Annotated in this window: 23 protein-coding genes; 19 read left to right on the top strand and 4 right to left on the bottom strand. The window is 72.2% G+C overall.

Annotated elements, in window-relative coordinates; translation table 11 throughout:
* Positions 1–123: 123 nt before the first annotated feature.
* The 8 genes from BDW27_RS13080 to BDW27_RS27250 all read left to right on the top strand — a co-directional run bounded on the left by BDW27_RS13080 (position 124) and on the right by BDW27_RS27250 (position 9,427).
* A complete protein-coding gene (locus BDW27_RS13080) occupies positions 124–969 on the top strand; it encodes an ABC transporter permease (RefSeq protein ID WP_017544144.1) in 846 nt (281 codons plus the stop codon).
* Positions 970–1,167: 198 nt separating this feature from the next.
* The gene (locus tag BDW27_RS13075; protein ID WP_110049482.1) at positions 1,168–2,223 is read left to right on the top strand and encodes an ABC transporter substrate-binding protein; all 1,056 of its coding nucleotides are present in this window, start codon (positions 1,168–1,170) and stop codon (positions 2,221–2,223) included.
* Between the two features lie 2 nt (positions 2,224–2,225).
* The gene (locus tag BDW27_RS13070) at positions 2,226–3,059 is read left to right on the top strand and encodes an ABC transporter ATP-binding protein (protein WP_040693524.1); all 834 of its coding nucleotides are present in this window, start codon (positions 2,226–2,228) and stop codon (positions 3,057–3,059) included.
* A gap of 47 nt (positions 3,060–3,106) precedes the next feature.
* The gene (locus tag BDW27_RS13065; protein ID WP_110049481.1) at positions 3,107–4,267 is read left to right on the top strand and encodes a Gfo/Idh/MocA family protein; all 1,161 of its coding nucleotides are present in this window, start codon (positions 3,107–3,109) and stop codon (positions 4,265–4,267) included.
* Positions 4,264–5,526, top strand: coding sequence for a dihydrodipicolinate synthase family protein (locus tag BDW27_RS13060; RefSeq protein ID WP_110049480.1), 1,263 nt, complete (start codon positions 4,264–4,266; stop codon positions 5,524–5,526). Before BDW27_RS13065 ends, BDW27_RS13060 begins: the two co-directional genes overlap by 4 nt.
* The gene (locus BDW27_RS13055) at positions 5,523–6,410 is read left to right on the top strand and encodes a sugar phosphate isomerase/epimerase (protein WP_017544139.1); all 888 of its coding nucleotides are present in this window, start codon (positions 5,523–5,525) and stop codon (positions 6,408–6,410) included. The genes BDW27_RS13060 and BDW27_RS13055 overlap by 4 nt, the downstream gene beginning before the upstream one ends.
* Before the next feature lie 160 nt (positions 6,411–6,570).
* Positions 6,571–9,246 (top strand): sorbosone dehydrogenase family protein, encoded by a 2,676-nt coding sequence (locus tag BDW27_RS13050; protein WP_146223261.1) that lies wholly within the window; start codon positions 6,571–6,573, stop codon positions 9,244–9,246.
* A gap of 28 nt (positions 9,247–9,274) precedes the next feature.
* Positions 9,275–9,427 (top strand): hypothetical protein, encoded by a 153-nt coding sequence (locus BDW27_RS27250; protein WP_158543580.1) that lies wholly within the window; start codon positions 9,275–9,277, stop codon positions 9,425–9,427.
* A gap of 159 nt (positions 9,428–9,586) precedes the next feature.
* Here the strand turns inward: BDW27_RS27250 and BDW27_RS13045 are convergent, their stop codons facing one another.
* Positions 9,587–9,781: a DUF1918 domain-containing protein gene (locus BDW27_RS13045; protein ID WP_017544136.1), complete on the bottom strand. Its 195-nt coding sequence runs from the start codon at positions 9,779–9,781 to the stop codon at positions 9,587–9,589.
* Between the two features lie 184 nt (positions 9,782–9,965).
* Between BDW27_RS13045 and BDW27_RS13040 the strand changes: the two genes are divergently transcribed.
* Entirely contained in the window at positions 9,966–10,172 is a 207-nt protein-coding gene (locus BDW27_RS13040) for a hypothetical protein (RefSeq protein WP_017544135.1), read from the top strand.
* A gap of 66 nt (positions 10,173–10,238) precedes the next feature.
* On the opposite strand, the gene fdhA is transcribed toward BDW27_RS13040, so the two are convergent.
* A complete protein-coding gene (gene fdhA, locus BDW27_RS13035; protein WP_110049478.1) occupies positions 10,239–11,459 on the bottom strand; it encodes a formaldehyde dehydrogenase, glutathione-independent in 1,221 nt (406 codons plus the stop codon).
* A gap of 101 nt (positions 11,460–11,560) precedes the next feature.
* Entirely contained in the window at positions 11,561–12,007 is a 447-nt protein-coding gene (locus BDW27_RS13030) for a hypothetical protein (RefSeq protein WP_110049477.1), read from the bottom strand.
* A 109-nt stretch (positions 12,008–12,116) separates the two neighbouring features.
* Here BDW27_RS13030 and BDW27_RS13025 point away from each other — a divergent pair, with 109 nt between their 5' ends.
* The 9 genes from BDW27_RS13025 (at position 12,117) to BDW27_RS12985 (ending at position 19,703) form a co-directional block, all read left to right on the top strand.
* Positions 12,117–12,917, top strand: a complete 801-nt coding sequence (locus BDW27_RS13025) for a thioredoxin domain-containing protein (RefSeq protein WP_199560641.1) — start codon at positions 12,117–12,119, stop codon at positions 12,915–12,917.
* A gap of 5 nt (positions 12,918–12,922) precedes the next feature.
* Positions 12,923–13,927 carry a cytochrome c biogenesis CcdA family protein gene (locus BDW27_RS13020; protein ID WP_110049537.1) on the top strand — a complete coding sequence of 335 codons (1,005 nt, stop codon included), beginning with the start codon at positions 12,923–12,925 and terminating at the stop codon, positions 13,925–13,927.
* A gap of 16 nt (positions 13,928–13,943) precedes the next feature.
* Entirely contained in the window at positions 13,944–15,191 is a 1,248-nt protein-coding gene (locus tag BDW27_RS13015; RefSeq protein WP_146223260.1) for a pyrroloquinoline quinone biosynthesis protein, read from the top strand.
* A gap of 56 nt (positions 15,192–15,247) precedes the next feature.
* Positions 15,248–15,625: a BlaI/MecI/CopY family transcriptional regulator gene (locus tag BDW27_RS13010; RefSeq protein WP_017544129.1), complete on the top strand. Its 378-nt coding sequence runs from the start codon at positions 15,248–15,250 to the stop codon at positions 15,623–15,625.
* Complete coding sequence (locus BDW27_RS13005; RefSeq protein WP_110049475.1) at positions 15,622–16,569, top strand: M56 family metallopeptidase; 948 nt, start codon at positions 15,622–15,624, stop codon at positions 16,567–16,569. The genes BDW27_RS13010 and BDW27_RS13005 overlap by 4 nt, the downstream gene beginning before the upstream one ends.
* Before the next feature lie 270 nt (positions 16,570–16,839).
* A complete protein-coding gene (locus tag BDW27_RS28010; RefSeq protein ID WP_255421485.1) occupies positions 16,840–16,965 on the top strand; it encodes a hypothetical protein in 126 nt (41 codons plus the stop codon).
* A 74-nt stretch (positions 16,966–17,039) separates the two neighbouring features.
* Positions 17,040–17,840 carry a hypothetical protein gene (locus BDW27_RS12995; RefSeq protein ID WP_110049473.1) on the top strand — a complete coding sequence of 267 codons (801 nt, stop codon included), beginning with the start codon at positions 17,040–17,042 and terminating at the stop codon, positions 17,838–17,840.
* 131 nt (positions 17,841–17,971) lie between these two features.
* Positions 17,972–18,637 (top strand): leucine efflux protein LeuE, encoded by a 666-nt coding sequence (leuE, locus tag BDW27_RS12990; RefSeq protein ID WP_110049472.1) that lies wholly within the window; start codon positions 17,972–17,974, stop codon positions 18,635–18,637.
* Positions 18,638–19,034: 397 nt separating this feature from the next.
* Positions 19,035–19,703, top strand: coding sequence for a DUF899 domain-containing protein (locus BDW27_RS12985; protein ID WP_110049471.1), 669 nt, complete (start codon positions 19,035–19,037; stop codon positions 19,701–19,703).
* Between the two features lie 47 nt (positions 19,704–19,750).
* Here BDW27_RS12985 and BDW27_RS12980 read toward each other — a convergent pair whose 3' ends face one another.
* Positions 19,751–20,347 (bottom strand): TetR/AcrR family transcriptional regulator, encoded by a 597-nt coding sequence (locus BDW27_RS12980; RefSeq protein ID WP_110049470.1) that lies wholly within the window; start codon positions 20,345–20,347, stop codon positions 19,751–19,753.
* 79 nt (positions 20,348–20,426) lie between these two features.
* Here BDW27_RS12980 and BDW27_RS12975 point away from each other — a divergent pair, with 79 nt between their 5' ends.
* Positions 20,427–21,299 (top strand): oxidoreductase, encoded by an 873-nt coding sequence (locus BDW27_RS12975; protein ID WP_110049469.1) that lies wholly within the window; start codon positions 20,427–20,429, stop codon positions 21,297–21,299.
* The last annotated feature ends 22 nt before the right edge of the window (positions 21,300–21,321 follow it).

Genomic DNA, 21,321 nt, shown 5'->3' with positions numbered 1-21,321 from the left:
TACGCGAACTTAATATTCCGGAAACGGGAAAGCGCTATCCCGCTCCCGGAACGTCTGGGTAAGCGCTTTCCAGCATAGCCGAGGCTTCTTCCGCCATCCCCCGAAGTGCGACACGAGGTCCGTATGACTCCACAGACTCAGTCCGCCCCAGCTCCTCCATCCGCCCGGGTCCCCGACGGGACCCGGGGGCGCGGACGTCGTCCCTCGCGCCGGGTCGCGGCGGCGGCCTACCCCGCCACCTTCCTCGCGCTCGTCGTGGTGGTGTGGTTCGCCGTCACGTCCACGGGGCTGGTCCAGCCCTACATCATCCCCTCGCCGGTCGACACTTGGAAAGCGTTTACCGACAACCCCGACTACCTGTGGGGCCACACGCTGGTCACCACGGGGGAGACCGTCGCCGGGTTCGTGATCGCGGCGGTGGTCGGCGTGCTCGTCGCGGTGCTGATGGTCTACTCGCCCACACTGGAGAAGACCTTCTACCCGCTGATCCTCTTCGCGCAGGTCATCCCGAAGATCGCGATCGCGCCGCTGTTCGTGGTGTGGCTGGGCTTCGGCGCCAGCCCGAAGATCCTCGTGGCCGTGCTCATGGCCTTCTTCCCGGTGGTGATCTCCGGGATCAGCGGCCTGCGCTCCGTCGACCCCGAACTCCTCGAACTCACCTCCACCATGGGGGCCTCGCGGCTCAAGACCTTCTGGAAGGTCCGCTTCCCGGCCGCCCTGCCCGAGCTGCTGTCCGGTCTCAAGATCGCCGCCACCCTGGCCGTCACCGGCGCCGTCGTCGGTGAGTTCGTGGGGGCCAACTCCGGCCTGGGCTTCGTGATCCTCCAGGCCAACGGCAACATCGACACTGCCATGCTCTTCGCCGCGCTGATCATCATGTCCGCGCTGGGCGTCCTGCTCTTCGCGATCATCCAGGTCGCCGAGACCCTCCTCATCCCCTGGCACGCCACGCGCCGCAACCGGGGCTGAACCGCCCCGGGCGGCGCACCCGCACCCGCACCCTGCTCCCCGCGCCCTGCCCCCCGCACCCTGCCCCCGCGCCCCGCGCCCCATCCGGCACACCAGGGCCCAGTGCCCTCCCCACGCACCCGAGCGCCCGGACCGCCCGGGTCACCCGGGCCCTCCCCAGCCTCCCCAGCCGTTCCCGGAACACCCGAAGGAACCCTCATGGCCACCCGAGAATCCCGCACCACGCAGTACCGCACCGCCTCCCGCTCAGCCCTGACCGCCCTCGCGGCCGGGGTGAGCGCCCTGGCCCTCGTCGCCTGCGGCGGCGGGGACGGCGAGACGGCCGCCAGCGGCGACACCGACGCGGTGACGTTGCAGCTCAACTGGTACCCCTACGGCGAACACGCCCCCTTCTACTACGGCGTCGAGGAGGGGATCTTCGAGGAGCACGGGATCGACCTCACCATCGAGGCGGGGCAGGGCTCCGCCCGGACCGTGCAGGCCATCGGCCAGCAGAGCTTCGACTTCGGCTGGGCCGACACCCCCGCCCTGCTCGCCAACGTGGACGAGGGCGTGGACGTGCGCTCCGTGGGCGTCTACCTCCAGTCCACCCCCGCCGCCGTCCAGTACTTCGCGGAGACCGACATCTCCGGACCGGACGACCTCAAGGGCCGAACCATCGCGGTCTCCGCCGGAGACGCGGTCACCCTCACCTTCCCCATGTACCTGGAGGCGGTCGGGCTCTCCGAGGACGACGTCGAGCAGCAGAACCTCGACTCGGCGGGCAAGAACGCGGCGCTGATCTCCGGCCAGGTGGACGCGCTCATCGGCTTCGGCCACGACCAGGGCCCCAAGATCTCCGCCGAGAGCGGCAAGGAGGTCAACTACCTGCGCTACTCCGACGCCGGGCTGAGCTTCTTCAGCAACGGTCTGCTCGCCCACTCCTCGACCATCGCGGACGACCCCGACCTGGTCCAGCGCATGGTCACGGCCACCTCCGCAGCCTTCACCGCCGCGCAGGAGGCACCGGAGGACGCGGTCGCCTCCATGGAGGGCCAGAACCCGCAGATGCCCAGCGGTGAGGTGCTCCTGGAGCAGTGGCAGGGGACCATCGAGCTCCTCCACACCGAGAACAGTGAGGGCCTGGAGCCCGGCCACACCTCGGAGGAGGACTGGCGGCAGACCATCGAGGTCCTTGCCGAGGCCGGGCTGATCAACGAGGCCAAGGAGACCGGCACGTACTTCGACGCCTCCTTCACCACGGAAGGGCAGTGAGCATGTTCGCCAGGACAGCGGACCGCGCCCGGGACGGCGCGGGTGGCGGTCCCCCGCAGGGCCCGGGGCCGATGGTCGACATCCACGGGGTCGACGTCACCTTCCAGACCAAGGACCGCACGGTGCACGCGCTCAGCGGCATCGACCTCACCATCCAGCACGGCGAGTTCCTCAGCATCGCGGGCCCCTCCGGCTGCGGCAAGTCCACCCTGCTGCGGGTGATTGCCGGGCTGACCGGGACCAGCGCCGGCGGAGTGACGCTGCGCGGGACACCCGTGACGGGGCCCCGCCGCGACGTCGGGTTCGTCTTCCAGAGGGCGGCGCTCCTGGACTGGCGCAACGCCCGCGACAACATCCTCTTCCAGGCCGAGATGCGCGGGCTCCCCAAGGCGTGGGCACGCAAGCGCACCGACGAGCTGATGGAGATGACCGGACTGACCGGTTTCGAGAAGGCCATGCCCTTCGAGCTCTCCGGCGGCATGCAGCAGCGCGTCTCCCTCTGCCGGGCCCTCCTGCACGAACCCGACGTGCTGCTCATGGACGAACCCTTCGGCGCCCTCGATGCGCTGACCAGGGAGAACATGAACGTCGAGCTGCGTCGCATCTGGGAGGCCACCGGCATGACGGTGGTGCTGGTGACGCACTCGGTGGCCGAGGCCGTGTACCTGGCCTCCCGCTCAGTGGTGATGGGGCCGCGCCCCGGCCGCGTGATCGAGGAGTTCGACATCGCCATCCCCGGCCACCGCGAGTACGAACCCACCCTGGAGAACCCCGAGTTCCAGCGCGTGACCGCACGGATCCGCGAACTCCTGGGCTCCACCGCCACCGCCGACTGACCCCGAGCCACGGTCGACCGACCGCAACTGGACAGGACCTGCACGACATGACGACACAGACGATCGGGATCATCCTCAACGGTGTCACCGGCCGCATGGGCTACCGCCAGCACCTGGTGCGGTCCATCCTCGCCATCCGGGACGAGGGCGGGCTCGCCCTGCCCGACGGCTCCCGGGTGCCGATCCGCCCCGTCCTCGTGGGGCGCGACAAGGAGAAGCTCGACCGCATCGCCCTGCGGCACGACGTCGACGAGTACACCACCGACCTGGACTCGGCGCTCGCCGACGACGGGCTGGGCGTCTACGCGGACTTCCTGCTCACCAGCGCCCGCGTGCCCGCCCTGCGCAGGGCCATCGCGGCGGGCAAGGCGATCTACAGCGAGAAGCCGACCGCCGAGACCCACGCGGAGGCCGAGGAGCTGGCCCGCGAGGTCGAGCGCGCCGGCCTGCACAACGGCGTGGTGCACGACAAGCTGTACCTGCCGGGGCTGCTCAAGCTGAAGCGGCTGGTCGACTCCGGCTTCTTCGGCCGGGTCCTCTCGGTCCGCGGCGAGTTCGGCTACTGGGTGTTCGAGGGCGGGTGGCAGCCCGCCCAGCGGCCCAGCTGGAACTACCGCAAGGAGGACGGCGGCGGGATCGTGGTGGACATGTTCCCGCACTGGAACTACGTCTTCGAGCACCTCTTCGGCCCGGTGCGCTCGGTGTACGCGCACACCGCCACGCACATCCCCGAGCGGGTCGACGAACGCGGTGCCACCTACGCCGCGACCGCCGACGACGCCGCCTACGCGATCTTCGAGGTGGGCGAGGGCACCGTGGTCCAGATGAACTCCAGCTGGTGCGTGCGCGTGGACCGCGACGAACTGGTGGAGTTCCAGGTGGACGGCACCCACGGTTCGGCCGTGGTGGGGCTGTTCAACGGGCGGGTGCAGACTCGCGAGACGACGCCCCGGCCGGTGTGGAACCCCGACCTCGCCGACACCCACGACTACCGGTCGGACTGGAGCCGCGTGCCCGACAACGCGGAGTTCGGCAACGGTTTCCGGGCGCAGTGGGAGGAGTACCTGCGCGACTTCGTGGCGGGCCGCCCGCACCGGTTCGACTTCGCCTCGGCCGCGCGCGGCGTGCTGCTCGCGGAGCGGGGCCTCGAATCCGCCGCCGAGGGCCGTCGGATCGCGCTCGGTGACGACGCGGAGGCGGGGCGATGACCGCGGGCCGCCCCGACCCCTCCGGGCCTCCTGAGGAGGCGTCCGACCCGGGCTCCGCACCGCAGGTGCTTCTGCCGCGCTCCTCGGGCCGCGTCGACCGGCTCACCCTCGCGGCCGCGCCGGAGGCGGTCCGGCCGCGCGGACACCACCGGGTGCGGTCGGTCTACGCCGCCGCCCACGTGGTGCCGTTGCCCTGGGGGAACAACGTGCCCGGTGCCCCCGCCGAGGTGGACTGGGACTCCACGCTGGGGTTCCGCCGACGGGTGTGGGACCTGGGCCTCGGTGTCGCCGAGGCGATGGACACCGCCCAGCGCAACATGGGGCTCGACTACGCCGCCACCCGCGAACTGGTGGAGCGCACGGCGCGAGCCGCCACGGAGTTCGGGCGGGAGCACGGGGTGCCCACGCGCGACCTCGTCGTGTCGGGGGTCAACACCGACCAGCTCCCGGACGCACCGGTGTCCCTCGCCCAGGTGGTAAGCGCTTACCGGGAACAGCTCGAGCACGTGGAGTCCACCGGCTCCGGGGTCGTGCTCATGGCCAGCAGGCACCTCGCCGCGGCCGCCCGCGACGCCGCCGACTACGCGAAGGTCTACGCCGAGGTGCTCGGGGCCGCCCGCACCCCGGTGGTCCTGCACTGGCTGGGCGAGGCCTTCGACGCCCGCCTGGCCGGGTACTTCGGGTCACGGGACACGGCCGAGGCCATGGACACCGTGGTGGACGTCATCGAGGAGCACGCGGACCGGGTCGCCGGGATCAAGCTCTCCCTGCTGGACGCGGCGGCCGAACGCCGACTCCGCTCCCGGCTGCCGGACGGGGTCCGGATGTACACCGGCGACGACTACAACTACGTGGACCTGATCCTCGGCGACGGCGAACACCACTCGGACGCCCTCCTGGGCGCGTTCGCGGCCGTCACCCCGCAGGCGTCGGCGGCGCTGACCGCGCTGGAGGCGGGGGACACCGACGCCTACCGCCGCGTCCTCGGGCCCACCGAGGAACTGTCCCGGCAGGTCTTCGCGCCGCCCACCCAGTACTACAAGACCGGGGTGGCCTTCCTGGCCTGGCTCAACGGGCTCCAACCGGGCTGGTCGATGGTGGGCGGCCTGCACTCCGCCCGCAGCCTGCCGCACCTGGCGCGGGTGGTCGAACTCGCCGACGCGTGCGGGGCGCTGGCCGACCCGGCGCTCGCCGCGCGGCGTTGGCGGAACCTGCTGCTGACACACGGTGTGACCGAGGAGAGGGAGGCACGGACGTGAGTACGGCGAAGGCGGGTACCGAACGGTTCTCGCTCAACCAGGCCACCATCAAGAAGGCCGACCTGGCGACCACCGTCGACCACGCTGTCGCCGCCGGGGTCGGTGCGGTGGGGCTGTGGCGCGACCGGGTGGCGGAGGCGGGCCTGACCGAGGCCGCCGCCCGCCTGGCCGACTCCGGGTTGCGCTTCTCCAGCCTGTGCCGGGGCGGGTTCGTCACGGACCCGGGCACCGCCGACGAACAGTGGAAGGAGAACCTGCGGGCGCTGGACGAGACCGCCGCTCTGGCCGAGGCCGGGGCCCCGGGTTCGGCGCCGGTGCTGGTGCTGGTCGTCGGGGGGCTGCCGCCCGGAGACCGGGACCTCGTGGCGGCCCGGGACCGGGTCCGCGCGGCGCTGCTGGCCCTGGAACCGGAGGCGCGGGCGCGCGGGGTGCGTCTCGGACTCGAACCGATGCACCCGGTGTTCTGCGCCGACCGCGCGGTGGTCTCCACCCTCGGGCAGGCCCTCGACCTGGTCGCCGACCTCGACCCGGAGACGGCCGGGGTGGTCGTGGACACCTATCACGTGTGGTGGGACCCGCAGGTGCTGCCGATGATCGCGCGGGCCGGGGCGGAGGGCCGGATCACCTCCTACCAGGTGTGCGACTGGCTCACCCCGGTGCCCGAGGGCGCGCTCCTGGGCCGGGGCCTGCCGGGCCAGGGCCACATCGACTTCGCCTCCCTGACCCGCGCGGTCGAAGCGACGGGGTACCGGGGGGACGTCGAGATCGAGGTGTTCCACCAGCAGGTGTGGGACGCGCCGTTCGCGGACGTGGTCCGGGAATGCGTGCGCGCCTTCGGCGAGGTCATCACGCCCCACCTCTCCCTCCCCGCCGGGGAACACTGAACGGTCCGGCGCCGACCCCCGCCCGCGGAGGTCGGCGCCGGACCCCGTCTCCCCGGGCTGACCGCACGCCTCCGGGCTCCGCCCGACGCCTCCGGGCTCCGACCGACGACCCACCCCCCCGGCCGAGCACACTCCATCACCCCCCGAAGGAGAACCGACGATGCGAGGCGCCCCTCCCGCGTCCCCCCGTCCGAGACCAGCCAGGCGGCCCGCACCGAGGATCGCGGCGGCGACCACCGCCTGCGCGCTCCTCGCCTCCCTCATGTCGGCCGCCCCCGTCACGGCGTCGGAGGCCCCCACCTCCGGACCGCCCGACGCGCTGGCCGACGGCTTCCGGCCCCTGGCGGTCTTCGACGACTACGCCAACGGAAGTCTGCGCAGCCAGGGGCCCTGGCACGTCAACACCCCCGGGGCCCCGGACGGGGCCGTCGTCTCCGAGGAAGCGCCCGCCTCCCTCTCCGGCAAGGCCCTGAGCGTCCTGCTGTCCGAACGCCCCGATCCGGTCCGGTACCGGGGCAACGCCTACGCCGAACTCGGTGACCTGGCCCTGGAACCGGACGCCACCGGCACCGTCTTCTGGGAGTTCGTCGCCGACGACCTCGCGGCCACCGGGCTCAACATCGGTCTGAGCGCCAACCCCACCCCGGGTCTGGGCGCCGACACCACGGGCAACCCGTACGACCTGGACGACTTCGGCCCGCACGTCACCCTGGACGAGCGCGGCCTGGTGGCGAGGGACGGTGACGCCGAGCAGCCGCTCGACACGGAGGTCGCCGACGGCGAGCGCTACGGGGTCTGGATGGTCGTGGACAACGCGGCCGACACCTACCGCGTGCACGTGGCGGTCGCGGGAGGAGACCCCGAGCCGGCCCGGGGCCCCGACGGCGACACCGAGTTCGCCTTCCGCACCGCCGGGGACGCCGCGCTCCCCACGTTCCTGCTGCTCAACGACGCCGACGAGCCGCCTTCGGGGGACACCCACCTCGACAACATCCACCTGGCCCCCGACACGGACTCCACGGCCAACCCCGCGCCGGAGTACGCGGAGGTGGTCGACTTCGAGGCCTACGAGGAGGCGGCGCTCGACGGTCAGGACGGCTGGCGCGCGGACGCGGACGTGCGGGTCGTGGCCGACCCCACGCGCCCCTCGGAGGACGGCCGTGTCGTGGAGATGACCGGTGACGGCCTGGCCGCCGACCGGGCCGTGCCGGAGATCGCCGACGGCGCGACCGGAACGCTGTTCTTCCGCATGCACCGCGACGCCGCCCTGGACACCTCCCTCGGCCTCACCGAGGTGGACGCCCCGAGCACGTTCGACGACATGCGGGCACAGGCCAACAGCCAGAACTCCAACGCACTCAACTTCCGGGACGGCGACTCCTTCGCCGAAGCCGGGACCTGGCCCTCCGACGCCTGGCAGTGCGTGTGGATGGTCGTCGACAACGACGCCGACACCGTGCGCGCCTACAGCAGGGGCGGCCCCTACCGCACCACGACCCGGCTGCCGGTGGGGGAGGAGACCGAGTTCGCCCTCCGCCGCTCGGTCGAGGAGGGGCTGGACCGGTTCTTCGCCCTCAACGGGGCGAACAGCGCCGGGCGTCTGCTCGTCGACGACCTGGCCGTGGACCAGCACAGTGCGAACCTGCGCGTGCCCAGCGGGAACGCGGGCGACTGCGAGGTCGTGGACGACGGCGAGGGGCCTGTCGAGACACCGATCCCCGAGACCCCCCTGCCCTCCGGGGTCACGCTCCAGGTGGAGGAGCTCACCCGGCTGCCGGAGACCGACGGCGAGGGCGGCGCGCGGATCAACTTCGTCTCCGAGGTCCCCGGACCGGACGGGGGATCGGGGCGCCTGGCCGTCCCCGACCTCAACGGGCCGCTGTACCTCGTGGACGAGGAGACCGGTGAGGCGACCGAGTACCTGAACGCGTGGGACGAGTTCCCCGACTTCGTCATCCGGCCCTCGCTCGGCACGGGGCTGGGCTTCGTCGCCTTCCATCCCGGGTTCGCGGACAACGGCCGCTTCTACACCGTGCACACCGAGGCCGGGCAGGCCCTGGAGACCCGTACCCCCACGCACGAGCCTCCCGGTGACACCCGGGTGCACGGCGTGGTCACGGAGTGGACCGCCGACGATCCGGGCGCCGACGTCTTCTCCGGCGATCGCCGGGAGGTCCTGCGGATCGGGTACAGCCGGTTCCTGCACGGGATGCAGCAGATCGGCTTCGACCCGACCACCGCGCCGGGCGACCCCGACCACGGGCTGCTCTACGTGGCCTCCGGTGACGGGGACGAGGTGCCCGACTTCAGTCCGAACCCGCTGGACCCCGGCCAGCCCCAGGGGAAGGTCCTGCGAATCGACCCCGAGGGGGACGACGGCCCCGGCGGCGCCTACGGCATCCCGGCGGACAACCCGTTCGTGGACGATCCCGAAGCGCTCGGCGAGGTCTACGGCCTGGGCATGCGCAACCCTCACCGGTTCACCTGGGACCCGGAGGACGGGCGCATGTTCGTCGGGATGATCGGCGAGCAGTCCATCGACTCCGTCTACGAACTCCGTCCGGGGGACGACTTCGGGTGGAACGAGCGTGAGGGCGGATTCCGCTTCGACCGGTCCGACCCGTCCAACGTCTACCCGTTGCCGGAGGACGACGCGGAGTACGGCTACACCTATCCCGTGGTGTCCCTGGGCCGGAACTCCGGGGTGTCGCTGGTGGGCGGGTTCGTCCCGAGGGGCGGCCCGTACCCGGCCCTGGAGGGCCGGTACCTGTTCGGTGACATCGTCAGCGGAGAGATCCGGTTCGCCGACACCGCGGAGATGGTCCAGGGGGGGTGAGCGGGCGCCGTTCTACGAGGTGGCGCTCGTGGACGAGGCCGGTCAGCCCACGGACATGCGGGAACTGGCGGGTCGATCGCGCGTGGACCTGCGGTTCGGGCAGGACGCCGAGGGCGGCCTGTATGTGCTGTCCAAGGCCAACGGCAGGGTCTGGCGCATCACCGCCGCCACCGAGGAGTAGGCGGACCCCGCCGCTCCCGACCCGGTACCGACTCCTCCGGCCCGACCTGCACTCGGATCGGAGGGGTCCCCTCCGTCCTGGGGCGTGTGTTCGCCGAACACGCCCTCGCACCCGGACCCGGCGCGCACCGCGTCCGCCGTGCCGCCTGGGGCGGAGGTGTCAGTCGCTCGGAGTACGGGGAAGCACGACGGTCCGGGGCCCCGGGTAGATGACCCGCTCCTCACCGTCGGCGAAGCGGACCATGTAGGGCGGGCCGTCGTCCGACCCGAGGACGTCGATGATCTCCGCCTCGTGCTCGCCCTTGGAGCTGGTGACCCCGTGTGTGTGCAACTGGTCTCCGACGGTGGCGCGCATTCGTTCTCCCCCACGGTTCGACGACCGGCCTCCCCCAGGCTGGTCACAGTCGGGTGGTACCCGCTCGCAACCCCGGACGAACCAGGTCGACCTGGGGAAACGATGGACTTTCGGGCGAACGGTGACGCATCGGGCGAGTGCCGACCCGGTGTGAGGACCGGTGCGCCCCTCGCATAATGAACGGGTGGACAAGCTCTCCCCGATCATCGCGTTCGTCGTCTTCATGGGTGTGTTCGTGCTCTCGCGGACCGCCACCCGGGACTTCCTGGAGTCCTGGGTCGCCCTGGAGGGGGTGATTCTCGGCCTGGCATCCCTTGTGGCCTCGATGGGCATCGCCGCCCTCGCCGCCGGGGCGGTGCTCTACGTGTCCCGGCTGATCTCCGGGGAGTAGCCCGCTCTCCGGGAAGCGCCGGAGAGCGGTGGTCGGAGCGAGCGGCCGAGACCGCCCGCCGTGCCGTCAGCCCGTGCTCAGGTAGCCGTTCGGGTCGAGCACGTACTTGCTCGCCGCTCCCTTGTCGAACGACTGGTAGCCCTCGGGCGCGTCCTCCAGCGGTATCGCGACGGCGTTGACCGCGTCGGCGATCCGGACGCGGTCGTTGAGGATCGCCGTCATCAGTTCGCGGTGGTACTTCATCACCGGGCACTGGCCGGTGAAGAAGGCGTGCGACTTCGACCAGCCGAGCCCGAAGCGGATCGACAGCGAACCCACCTTGGCCGCCTCGTCGGAGGCTCCCGGGTCGCCCGTCACGTACAGGCCGGGGATGCCGATGGCCCCGCCCGCCTTGGTGACGTCCATCGCCGTGTTCAGAACGCTCGCGGGCGCCTCCTCCGTGGCTCGCGCGCCGGTTCCGTGCGCCTCGAACCCGACGGCGTCCACGGCGCAGTCCACGGCCGGTGTGCCGAGCAGCTGCTCGATCTGGTCACCGGGGTCGCCCGCGGCGACGTTGATCGTCTCGCAGCCGAACCCGCGCGCCTGGGCGAGTCGTTCGTCGTTGAGGTCGCCGACGATCACCACCGCCGCGCCCAGCAGCTGCGCCGAGGCGGCGGCCGCGAGTCCCACCGGTCCGGCGCCCGCCACGTAGACCGTCGACCCCACGCCCACCCCGGCGGTGACACACCCGTGGTAGCCGGTCGGGAAGATGTCCGAGAGCATCGTGAGGTCCAGGATGCGCTCCAGGGCCTGGTCGCGGTCGGGGAACTTCAGCAGGTTCCAGTCGGCGTAGGGCACGAGCGCGTACTGCGCCTGCCCGCCGACCCAGCCGCCCATGTCCACGTACCCGTAGGCCGAGCCCGGCCGGTCCGGGTTGACGTTGAGACAGATCTCCGTGTGCCTGGCCTTGCAGTTCACACAGCGGCCGCACGAGATGTTGAACGGGACCGAGACGAGGTCGCCCACCTGGACGAACTCGACGTCGGGCCCCTTCTCGACCACCTCTCCGGTGATCTCGTGGCCCAGGACCAGTCCCTGGGGCGCGGTGGTGCGGCCCCGGACCATGTGCTGGTCACTCCCGCAGATGTTGGTGGCGACGACCTTCACGATCACGCCGTGCGGGACCTCGCGCCCCACGTTCGCCGGGTTGACTCCGGGTCCGTCCCGCAGAACGAAGTCCGGATACGCGATGTCCTCCACCTCGACCCTGCCTGGGCCCTGGTAGACGACTCCTCTGTTGCCGGTCATGATCCTTCCTACCTCTCCGCCTGGGCGGCCTCGCTCCGGTGCGTGGGGGTGTCCCCCCACTGTTTCCGCTGGGAGCCGGGGTTAACCGAACCTCGGAGCGACTATCCGGCGGAGGCCGGGACGGGGCAGGAGGCGTTCGCGCGGAGCCGCGCCCGCAGCGCCAGGCTCAGCAGCACGAGTCCGGCGGCGGCGAGCAGGGGTTGGAGCGGCGCGAACCAGGCCATCGCGCCACTGGTGCCCAGCGCCAGCAGGACGATCTTGTTGCAGACCGGGCAGCCGATCGCGAACCAGGCAAGGAGGCCTCCGCCGAGTCCGCGCCCGCCTCCGGGCCCGGCGGAGTCCTCGTGAACGGGGCGGGTGTAGGTGGCCAGGAGCAGCCCGGACAGGACCGAGGTGGCCACCCAGACCGGGTGGGACCACCACGGGGGTTCGATCTCACGGGCGAAGAGGCCGTTGGGGATCAGCACCGCTGGCAGGCCCAGGACGATGAGGGTCAGCGCCGTCCCGGCCGCCGCCGTCACCCACTGGCGGGTTCCCCAGTCGCGCATCGGTCCGTCCTTCCGGGAGAGTGGGCACGGGGCTCGTACCGGCAGGCCCCCACGCTTTTCTATGGAGCATAGAGTACGCTCTACTTTCCATAGAAAACGGGGGAGCGGCATGCCGAAGGACGCCAGGAAACCGCGGGACTCGGGCAGGAAGGGCGCCGGGGCCGCCAAGGGAGCGGCCACACGGAAGGGTACGGGGAAGGGCGGGCTGTCACCGCTGTTGATCGGCGGAGCGGTGGTGGCGGCACTGGTGGTCGCGGTGGTCGTGGGCCTGCGCCTGGAGGGTGGCGGAGGCGAACAGGAGACCTCCGACGAGGCCTCGGCGGTCGACCACATCGACGCCGAACAGCGCGAGTGGGGTCAGGCCCTGGCCCGCCGCACGGCCGACGACCCGATGTCCCTGGGCAGCGCGGACGCTCCCGTGGTCCTGGTCGCCTACTCGGACTTCGCCTGCCCGTACTGCGCCTCCTGGGCCCAGGAGACCCAGCCCGAACTGGTCGAGCGGTACGTGGACTCCGGTGACCTGCGGATCGAGTGGCGGGAGTTTCCCTACCTGGGCGACCTGTCCAACACGCTCTCCCTCGGCGCGACCGCGGCCGGGGAGCAGGAGGCGTTCTGGGAGTACCAGGAGGCGGTGTTCGCACAGCAGGACGAACTCAAGTCCGCCGACGACCCGGACGAGGTCCTCGACGGGATCATCGCGGACCTCGGCCTCGACGCCGACCGCTTCCACGAGGACCTGGACTCCGAGCGGAGCAGGATCGAGGTCAGCCACGACTTCATGGAGGGCCAGCAGATCGGGGTCAGCGCCACCCCCGCCTTCATCGTCAACGGTGACCCGATCATGGGCGCGCAGCCCCTGGACGTCTTCGTCCGGAGCGTGGACACCGCCCTCGCCGCGGCCGGGGAGTGACGGCCGTGGACATCGGGTTCGTCGCCGCGATCCTCGGCGGGCTGCTGGCCCTGCTCAGTCCGTGCAGCGCCCTGCTCCTGCCGTCGTTCTTCGCGTACGCCTTCCGTGACACCGGTCAGCTCCTGCTGCGCACCGGGGTCTTCTACGTCGGGCTCTGCCTGACCCTGGTCCCGCTCGGCGCCGGTTCGGCCATGGTGAGCGTGCTCTTCTACGGGCACCGTGAGCTGCTCATCTCGGTGGCGGGCGGCGTCATCATCGCCTTCGGTGTCGCGCAGATCCTCGGGCTCGGCTTCACCTGGGGCGTCCTGGCCCGGGCGCAGAGCCGGTTCGTGGGGGGACGGGGCAACCTGTCCGTCCTGGGCCTGGGCGCCGTCTACGGTCTGGCCGGGTTCTGCTCCGGGCCGATCCTGGGCGCGGTGCTCACCGTGGCGGCGACCGGGACGCCCGTCCGGGGCATGCTCCTGATGGCCGCCTACGCGCTGGGCATGGTCCTGCCGATGTTCTTCCTGGCGCTGCTCTGGGACCACTTCGACCTGGGCGGACGGCGTTGGCTGCGCGGACGCACCGTCGAGCTGGGCCCGCTGCGCACGCACACCACGGCGCTGCTGTCCGGCGGCCTGTTCGTGGGGATCGGCGTGCTGTTCGTGGCCTTCGACGGCACCGCCTCGATGACCTCGCTCCCCGGCGCGGGCTGGATGGCGGAGACCGCCGACCGCGCCCAGGGTGTGTTCGCGCGGCTGGGCACCAGCACCGACCTGGTCGCCCTCGGGGCGCTGGCCGTGCTGGTGGTCCTGGTGGCGGTCAGCACCTTCCTCGCCCGGCGCCGGACCGCCGGGGACGAGGACTCCGAGGTCGCGGGGCCGGATGAGGCAGGGATCGCGGAGACCGGGATCGCGGAGACCGGGGCCGAGGAGACCGGGGCCGAGGAGACCGGGGCCGAGGAGACGGGACCGGGGGCGGACGCGCGGGACGACTCGAACCCCGGCCGGACGGCGGGGCGTGCGGAGTAGCGCGCGGGTCCCCACGGTGCGGACAGCCTCCCTGGCAGCACCGTTGGCCGCCCTCCTCCTGCTCACGGCCTGCGTTCCGCGACCGACCCCCGACGTCGAACCGCGCGACACCCCGGCCACGCCCCCGCCCTCCGTCACCGGTGCGCTGCCGCACCCCCTGGAGGGGCCGGCCCTGTGGACGGCCCCCTTCTCCTCCGAGCCCAGGGCGGCGGGTTCCTCCTTCGTCGGTGTGGCACAGGAGAAGGCGGGAGGGCCGCTCCACTTCCTGGGTGTGGACCGGGACGGGGTCACCCGCTGGGCCACCGAACGGGACCCCAGCTGCACCGGGTTCACTGTGGCGCGCGCGGAGGAGGGCGGCGCGGAGTTCGTGGTGCTTCTGGACCGCGAGCCCGACCCCGACGGGGGCGTCCTCGCCTTCGTGACCACCGCCTCCGCCCACGACCCCGACACCGGGGAACGCCTGTGGGGGCCGACCGGGGTACCCGGGACGCTGGTCGGCCCCGGGCTGGTGTTCGCCGCCCAGGCGGGCAGCGTGATGACCGAGGCGAGCGGCCCGAAGGCGGCGCTGGCGGCGGGCAGCGGGGAGGTGCTCGCCCATGAACGGGACGGGGACACCGTCCTGCACGAACACCACGGCACGCTGCTGCTGCACCGGGACGGCGAGCTGCGGGCCCTCGGCGCGGACCAGGGGGAACTGTGGACCCGCGCCGACCTCACGGTCCCGGAGGAGCTGGGCGACCAGCCGGTCTCGGTCGGGTACGGCCCCCGCCCCTCCAGCGACTCCGGCGCCGCCGTGGTCCTGGAGTGGACGGCGGCCGACGCGGCCGGGGGCGCGGACCAGGACCGGGAGGTGCTCCTGTACACGGTGCACCACCTGCGGACCGGTGAACGCCTGCTGACCCTCGCCCCCGACGTCCGCCCCCGCCTGCTCGGCGACGGCCTGGACCGCACGGTGGTCCTGGCCGCCCCGGCCGGGGAAGGGGAGGCCAGGCTGTACGGGCTGGCCGCGACGGACCCCGAACCGGTCTGGGAACTGCCCGCCCTGCCGGGCGAACGGCTCGCCGGTCTGGTCGGGGACACCCTGTACACCGCCGCCGAGGGCGGGGCGGGTCGCGCGGTCGAGGCCGCCACCGGTGGGGTCGCCGCCGAACTCCCCCCGGAGGCCTCGGACCTGACACCGGTGGCCACGCTCCCCGGCGGCCCCGCCGTCCTGCGGGTCCCCGGGAACGGGGGCGGCGTGCTCGCGGCGCTGCCCGTCAGCTGAACGGAGGGCCGGGTTGCCTATTCTTGGACGGAGAAGCGCATGACGAACGGTGGGCCATGAGTAACACGGTTCCGGGACTCGGGTCACTGGAGTCCGCGGTGATGGCGGTCCTGTGGGCCGCCGGACGGCCACTCAGCGTGCGCGAGGTGGTCGACGGCCTGGCCGACCGGGAACCGGCCTACACCACCATCTCCACGGTCCTGGAGAACCTGCGCCGCAAGGACTGGGTCGACCGGGAACGCACCGGACGCCTGTGGTTTTACCGCGCGCTGCGCGACCGGGCCTCCCACGCGGCCGACCGCATGCACGGGGCCCTGGACGACAGCGGCGACTCCCAGGTGGCCCTGCTGCGCTTCGTGGACCGGATGGACCCCCGCGACCTCGCCCTCCTCCGCGACCTGCTCGCCGACATCCCCCGGCAAGAGGAACCGTGACCTGGTCCCTGGCGTCCCTGGCGGTGGTCCTGCTGTGGAGCACGGCGGGCCCCCGGGCCCTGCGCGCCTTCCAGGAGGGCCGGGGCGCCAGCGCACGGGCGATGCTCGCGCTCTGGACGCTCACCACCGTCGTGTGGCTGCTGGCCTGCGCGGTCCTGCTCGCCACCCTGGCCACGAAGGTGATGGGCCCGGGCGTGAAGGCGTTCGTCGCCGCGTGCGTGGACCTCGTCCAGGCGGTCCAGCAGAACGGCGCGGAGAGCGGGGTCGCGGTCGCCGGACTGCTCGGCGCCCTGGGCCTGGTCCGCCTCTCGTGGACGGCCGTGCGCCGGGCCCGGAGGCGACGCGCCTGGACCCGCGAACACGGCCGGACCCTCGCGGCCACCGGCAACCGCCGCGTTCTGCACCTGGACCGGGTCTGGTTGCTGGAGCGCCCCGAACCGGCCGCCTACTGCGTGCCCGGCCGCCGCTTCGGGATCGTCGTCACCAGGGGAGCGCTCGACCAGCTGACCGGGCCGGAACTGCGGGCCGTCCTCGCCCACGAGCGGGCCCACCTGGACGGCCGCCACCACCTCCTGGTCACCTGGACCAGGCTGCTCGACACCGCCTTCCCCGGGGTCCCGCTGCTGCGCGCGGCCGCCCGGGAGGTCCCCGAACTCGTGGAGTGGGTGGCCGACGACCGCGCGGCCCGGGAGGCGGGCCCGCACGCCCTCGCCCACGCCCTGGGGATCATGGCGGCGGCGGGAACTGGGGGACCCGAACCGGCGCTGTCGGTGACCGGCGCCTGCCCGGTGCGCCGGGTGCACCGTCAGGTGCGGCCGGACCGGTCCACCGCCGGAGCGGGCTCCTACGCCGTCGCCGCCCTGTTGGTGCTGCTGCCGCTGGTGCTCACGGTGCTGGCGACCGTCCTGAACGTGGCCGTTCCGCACTGCGACTGCGTGGGTTGAACGCTGTGGGAACGTCCCCGGGACGGGACCGGCGCGGCCTTGACTGTCTCCGCCACCTCGGCGACACCATCCGGCTCGACACCGAACGCGAGGGCGTCGTCCAGCAATACGCCGTGCTCCCCGCCGAGAGCGTCACTGACGACCACCCTGCGCAGGAGTACTTCCGCGACCGGTACGAGGGACTGCGCGCGCTGCTCACCGAGGCGCTGGAGGAGGCCGGAGGTCAAGAGATCCCTGGACGTCGCGGCCGGGGCGGTCTCGACCATCGCGGTGACGGACGGCCTCCAGGTCCGGTGGCTGCTCGACCCGGAGGGGCCGGACATGGCGGCCCACACGCGGCTGACCACAGAGCGCCTCGCCGGGGCGGACCTGTCCGGGGCCCCGACCGCGAGGTGAACCCGACCGTTCCGATCCGACACGGCCCCCGACACCCGTAGCGGCGCCGGGGGCCGTTGGGCCATCCTGGGGTCGTGCAGAGCGAGATCGAGGACGTGTACCGGGTGTTCGCGCGCTACCCCCGACCCGCGAGGGTGGAGGGGTGTCAGCACTGCGTCACCGAGAACGACCACCATGACCTGCTCGGGGCTCCGCTGCGGGAGCTCGACGCCGAGCGGCTGCGCCGGTTCTCCCACAAGGCCCTGAACACGTGGGGCGACGTGGACGACCTGCGCCACTTCCTGCCCAGGCTCCTGGAACTCTCCCTCCGCGGCGACGCGGACCTCCACGGGCTCTTCGCCAAACTCCGCCAGGCCGGGTGGACCGACTGGCCCGAGGACGAACGCGCGTCGCTCCGGGCCTGCCTGTCCGTCTGGTGGGAGCTCGGCCTCACCGCGGAGGACCGGGACTACGCGCCGTGGGGGACGCTCGCGGAGGCCGGGGACGAACTCGGCCCGTACCTGGAGTCGTGGTGGGGCCGCGACACCCCGCAGGCGCTGTGGACGCTGGTCGAGCTGGTCGGCGAGGTCGCGCACACCGAACCCGGAGCCCGCGACGAGCGGGTGGTCGCCTGGCTGGCGACCACCCGGGGATGGATGGAGGAGGCGTTCTTCGAGATCTCGGAGACCGGGCAGACCGAACTGGCTGAGGCCCTCTCGGAGGCCCGCCAGCTCCTGGACCTGGTCACCCTCGACGAACCGGTCGCCGACGGGCTCGCCGACCCCGACACCGGGCCGTCCGGTTCCCCCGACCCCGTCACCGGCTCCGGGCCGTCCGGAGCCGCGGACCCGGAGTCGGCCCGCCCCGGGACAGACGGACCGTCGGACCGGCCCTGAGGGGGCAGGGCCGGGGCCGCGGGGGAGGCGGCCCCGGTCCCGGGATTCACGAGGGCCGGACGGGTGGGCGCCGGGTCGGCAAGGGGCGGCCGGGGTGTGGGCCGTCGTGGGCGGGATGACACACTTCGTCCATGCTCGGTATCACCGACCTGCCGACCTACCTGGCGGGACTCGTCCTCATCGTGCTCCTGCCGGGGCCCAACTCCCTCTACGTGCTCTCCGTCGCCGCGCGCAGCGGTACCCGCACGGGGTACAGGGCTGCCGCCGGTGTGTTCACCGGCGACACCCTCCTCATGTTGCTCGCGGCCGCTGGTGCCGCCTCGCTGCTCCAGGCCAGCCCGTTGCTCTTCTCGGTGGTGAAGTACGCGGGAGCCGCCTACCTGGTCTGGATGGCGATCGGGATGCTGCGCTCGGCCCACGCCATCTGGACCTCACGGCACCAGAGAGCCGAGGGCCAGCGTGCGGCCGACGCGGACGCGACGGAGGTGCCCACAGGTGAACGTCCCTTCCACCGCGCGCTCGTGGTCTCCCTGTTCAACCCGAAGATGATCCTCTTCCTGATCTCCTTCTTCGTGCAGTTCGTCGACCCCGCCTACGCGTACCCGGCGCTGTCCTTCCTGGTGCTGGGCCTGCTGCTCCAGGCCTTCAGCCTGCTCTACCTGTCCGTGCTGATCTTCAGCGGTACCCGGCTGGCGGCGGCCTTCGGCCGGCGGCGGCGACTCACGGCGGGCGCCACCTCGGCGGCGGGTGCGCTGTTCCTCGGCTTCGCGGTGAAGCTGTCCGTCAGCAGCGCCTGACCGGCGGGCCTCGGCGCCCTCTGTCGGCGGGCCCGGAAAACTTCTCCGGGCCCGCGGAATAGCACCAGGGGTGGGGTCGTTACACGGAGCGGGTCGGTGCGGTTCAAGTGTCCCCCGGGCTCTAATCAAAGCCTTCAGGGAATACCGCACCCCAGTGGTGGACAGGAGCCTTGTTGTGCCACCCGCCGTGAGGCGACCGCCGCACCGGCCCTTCAACGTTCGAAGGCCCACCGGGAATCCCCGGTGGGCCTTCGTGTGTGCGCTCCCCCTCCGGCCCGACACGACGACCCTTCGGTCGAGCGTGCGGCCGAACGTCGTACGGCGATGGCACCGTGGAGGGCACGGTGGTGGCCTTCCACACCTCAGCGGCCCCGCCGAAGCGCCCGAGGAGGAAGCCATGTACACGCCCGACGCGGTCACGGAGACCGAGTGGCAGAGGGCCCATGAGGACCTGATCGCCAAGGAGAAGGAGCTGACCCGCGCCCAGGACCGGCTCGCGGCCGAGCGCAGGAGGCAGCCCGGGTACCGGATCGGCGGGGACCACGTGTTCGAGGGCCCGGGCGGGGAGTACTCCCTGACCGATCTCTTCGAGGGGCGCCGACAGCTGATCGTCTACCACTTCATGCTCGCGCCCGGTTCCGACCACCAGTGCGAGGGCTGCTCCATGTTCGTGGACAACCTGGGTCACCCGGAGCACCTCAACGCCCGGGACACCACGCTCGCCGTGGTGTCCCGGGCCCCCTACCCGGAGATCGCGGCCGTGCGCGAGCGGATGGGGTGGACGGTGCCCTGGTACTCGTCCTTCGGCGGCCGCTTCAACGAGGACATGGGTGTCACCGTGGACGGCGGCGAGAACTTCGGGCTGAGCGTGTTCATCCGGGACGGCTCCAGCGTGTACCGGACCTACTTCACCCAGGGTCGGGGCGTGGAGAAGCTGGGCACCAACTGGAGCCTGCTCGACCTCACCCCGCTGGGCCGTCAGGAGCTGTGGGAGGACAGCCCGGAGGGGGTCCCCCGGAGCGAGCCGTACGCGTGGTGGCGTCTGCACGGCGAGTACGGCGACTGACCCTGACGGAGGCCTCCCGAACGGAGGCCTCCGCCGGACGGACCGGTTCAGCGGGGGCTGAGGCCGGTCATCAGGAGCCGGACCACGTTCCGCAGGGCCTCGTCGACGTTCTCGGTGTTCTCGTCGCCGCTGAACGAGGCGAACCCGTGCAGGGTGGAGGCCACGGTGAAGGCGATGGCCGTGGGGTCGCCCTCGACGATCTCCCCCGCGCGCTGCCCCTCGGAGATGGCGTCCAGGACGACGGCGATCATGTCCCCGACGGCGGCGGCGAGCTGGTCGGAGACGTCGCTGTCGTGCTTGCGCGCGTACATCAGTTCCAGCAGGGCCGCGTTGGCCATCGCGAAGCCCACGTAGGCGCGGGCCAGCCCCAGGAGGTAGTTGCCGGTGTCCGACCCGGCGCGGTCCTGCTCCGCCTTGGCGCGTTCGAGTGAGGCCCGGAGTCGCTGGAAACCGTTGAGGGCGAGCGCGTCGAGCAGGGCCTGCTTGTCCTTGAAGTGTCGGCCGGGGGCCGCGTGGCTGACACCCGCCTCGCGGGCGAGTTCGCGCAGGGAGAGGGCCCCGGGGCCGCGCTGGGCCAGGGTGCGTTCGGCGCTGCTCAACAGGGTGGAGCGGAGGTCGCCGTGGTGGTAGGGGCGGTCAGGCATGCTGCCAGCATAGTCCGATGTTTGCGATGACAGCATTGTTGTCATTGACAACTTCGAGAGTGCTCCCTACTTTGGGGACATGAGCAGAACCAGCGTGAGCCTGCCCGACCTGACCGGCAGGACCGCCGTCATCACCGGCGCCAACAGCGGACTCGGCCTGGAGACCGCCAGGATCCTGGCCGGACGCGGCGCCCGCGTGGTGTTGGCGGTCCGCGACACCGCCAAGGGGGAACGAGCCGCCTCCGGGATCCCGGGCACCACGGAGGTCCGCCGCCTCGACCTCGCCGACCTGGCCTCGGTCCGCGAGTTCGCCGACGGTTGGCGGGGCGACCTCGAACTCCTGATCAACAACGCGGGACTCATGGCGATCCCCGAGTCCCGCACCAGTGACGGCTTCGAGACCCAGTTCGGCGTCAACCACCTGGGCCACTTCGCCCTCACCAACCTCCTCCTCGAACACGTCACGGGACGCGTGGTCACCGTCTCCTCCGGCCTGCACCGTTCGGTCAACCGGATCGACTTCGACAACCCCAACCTGGAGGGCCGCTACACGCCCTACCGGGCCTACGGACAGTCCAAGCTGGCCAACCTCCTGTTCACCCTGGAACTCCAGCGCAGGCTCGACGACGCCGGTTCGCCGGTGCTGGCCACCGCCGCGCACCCCGGCTACGCAGCAACCAACCTCCAGGGCCGTAGCGAGAACGCACTCCAGGACGGGCTCCTGCGGATCGGCAACCGGATCTTCGCCCAGAGCGCGCACAGCGGGGCACTGCCCACGGTCCACGCCGCCACGCAGGACGTCCCCGGAGCGTTCTTCGCCGGACCCACCGGTCTGTTCGTGAACGGGGCGCCCGGCCCGTCCGGGAGAAGCGCCGCCGCGCGCGACACCGAGATGGCCCGGCGGCTGTGGGACCTGTCCGAGGAGATGACCGGCACGTCGTTCCCGCTCTAGCGGGAGGCCCCGGAGAACGGTT

The organism is Nocardiopsis sp. L17-MgMaSL7, from assembly GCF_003182025.1.
GTDB classification, from domain to species: domain Bacteria; phylum Actinomycetota; class Actinomycetes; order Streptosporangiales; family Streptosporangiaceae; genus Nocardiopsis; species Nocardiopsis prasina.
Note: the sequence above shows the minus strand (reverse complement) of the source record. Positions and strands in the feature narration are given on the sequence as shown.

Excerpts from the sequence above, each read along its gene's own strand:
- BDW27_RS12980 (WP_110049470.1), bottom strand. The coding sequence starts at position 20,347 with ATGCCTGACCGCCCCTACCACCACGGCGACCTCCGCTCCACCCTGTTG.
- leuE (WP_110049472.1), top strand. The coding sequence starts at position 17,972 with ATGCTCGGTATCACCGACCTGCCGACCTACCTGGCGGGACTCGTCCTC.
- BDW27_RS13045 (WP_017544136.1), bottom strand. The coding sequence starts at position 9,781 with ATGCGCGCCACCGTCGGAGACCAGTTGCACACACACGGGGTCACCAGC.
- BDW27_RS12975 (WP_110049469.1), top strand. The coding sequence starts at position 20,427 with ATGAGCAGAACCAGCGTGAGCCTGCCCGACCTGACCGGCAGGACCGCC.
- BDW27_RS13075 (WP_110049482.1), top strand. The coding sequence starts at position 1,168 with ATGGCCACCCGAGAATCCCGCACCACGCAGTACCGCACCGCCTCCCGC.
- BDW27_RS13030 (WP_110049477.1), bottom strand. The coding sequence starts at position 12,007 with ATGCGCGACTGGGGAACCCGCCAGTGGGTGACGGCGGCGGCCGGGACG.
- BDW27_RS12985 (WP_110049471.1), top strand. The coding sequence starts at position 19,035 with ATGTACACGCCCGACGCGGTCACGGAGACCGAGTGGCAGAGGGCCCAT.
- BDW27_RS13070 (WP_040693524.1), top strand. The coding sequence starts at position 2,226 with ATGTTCGCCAGGACAGCGGACCGCGCCCGGGACGGCGCGGGTGGCGGT.
- fdhA (WP_110049478.1), bottom strand. The coding sequence starts at position 11,459 with ATGACCGGCAACAGAGGAGTCGTCTACCAGGGCCCAGGCAGGGTCGAG.
- BDW27_RS13065 (WP_110049481.1), top strand. The coding sequence starts at position 3,107 with ATGACGACACAGACGATCGGGATCATCCTCAACGGTGTCACCGGCCGC.
- BDW27_RS13010 (WP_017544129.1), top strand. The coding sequence starts at position 15,248 with ATGAGTAACACGGTTCCGGGACTCGGGTCACTGGAGTCCGCGGTGATG.
- BDW27_RS13060 (WP_110049480.1), top strand. The coding sequence starts at position 4,264 with ATGACCGCGGGCCGCCCCGACCCCTCCGGGCCTCCTGAGGAGGCGTCC.
- BDW27_RS13025 (WP_199560641.1), top strand. The coding sequence starts at position 12,117 with ATGCCGAAGGACGCCAGGAAACCGCGGGACTCGGGCAGGAAGGGCGCC.
- BDW27_RS13050 (WP_146223261.1), top strand. The coding sequence starts at position 6,571 with ATGCGAGGCGCCCCTCCCGCGTCCCCCCGTCCGAGACCAGCCAGGCGG.
- BDW27_RS13080 (WP_017544144.1), top strand. The coding sequence starts at position 124 with ATGACTCCACAGACTCAGTCCGCCCCAGCTCCTCCATCCGCCCGGGTC.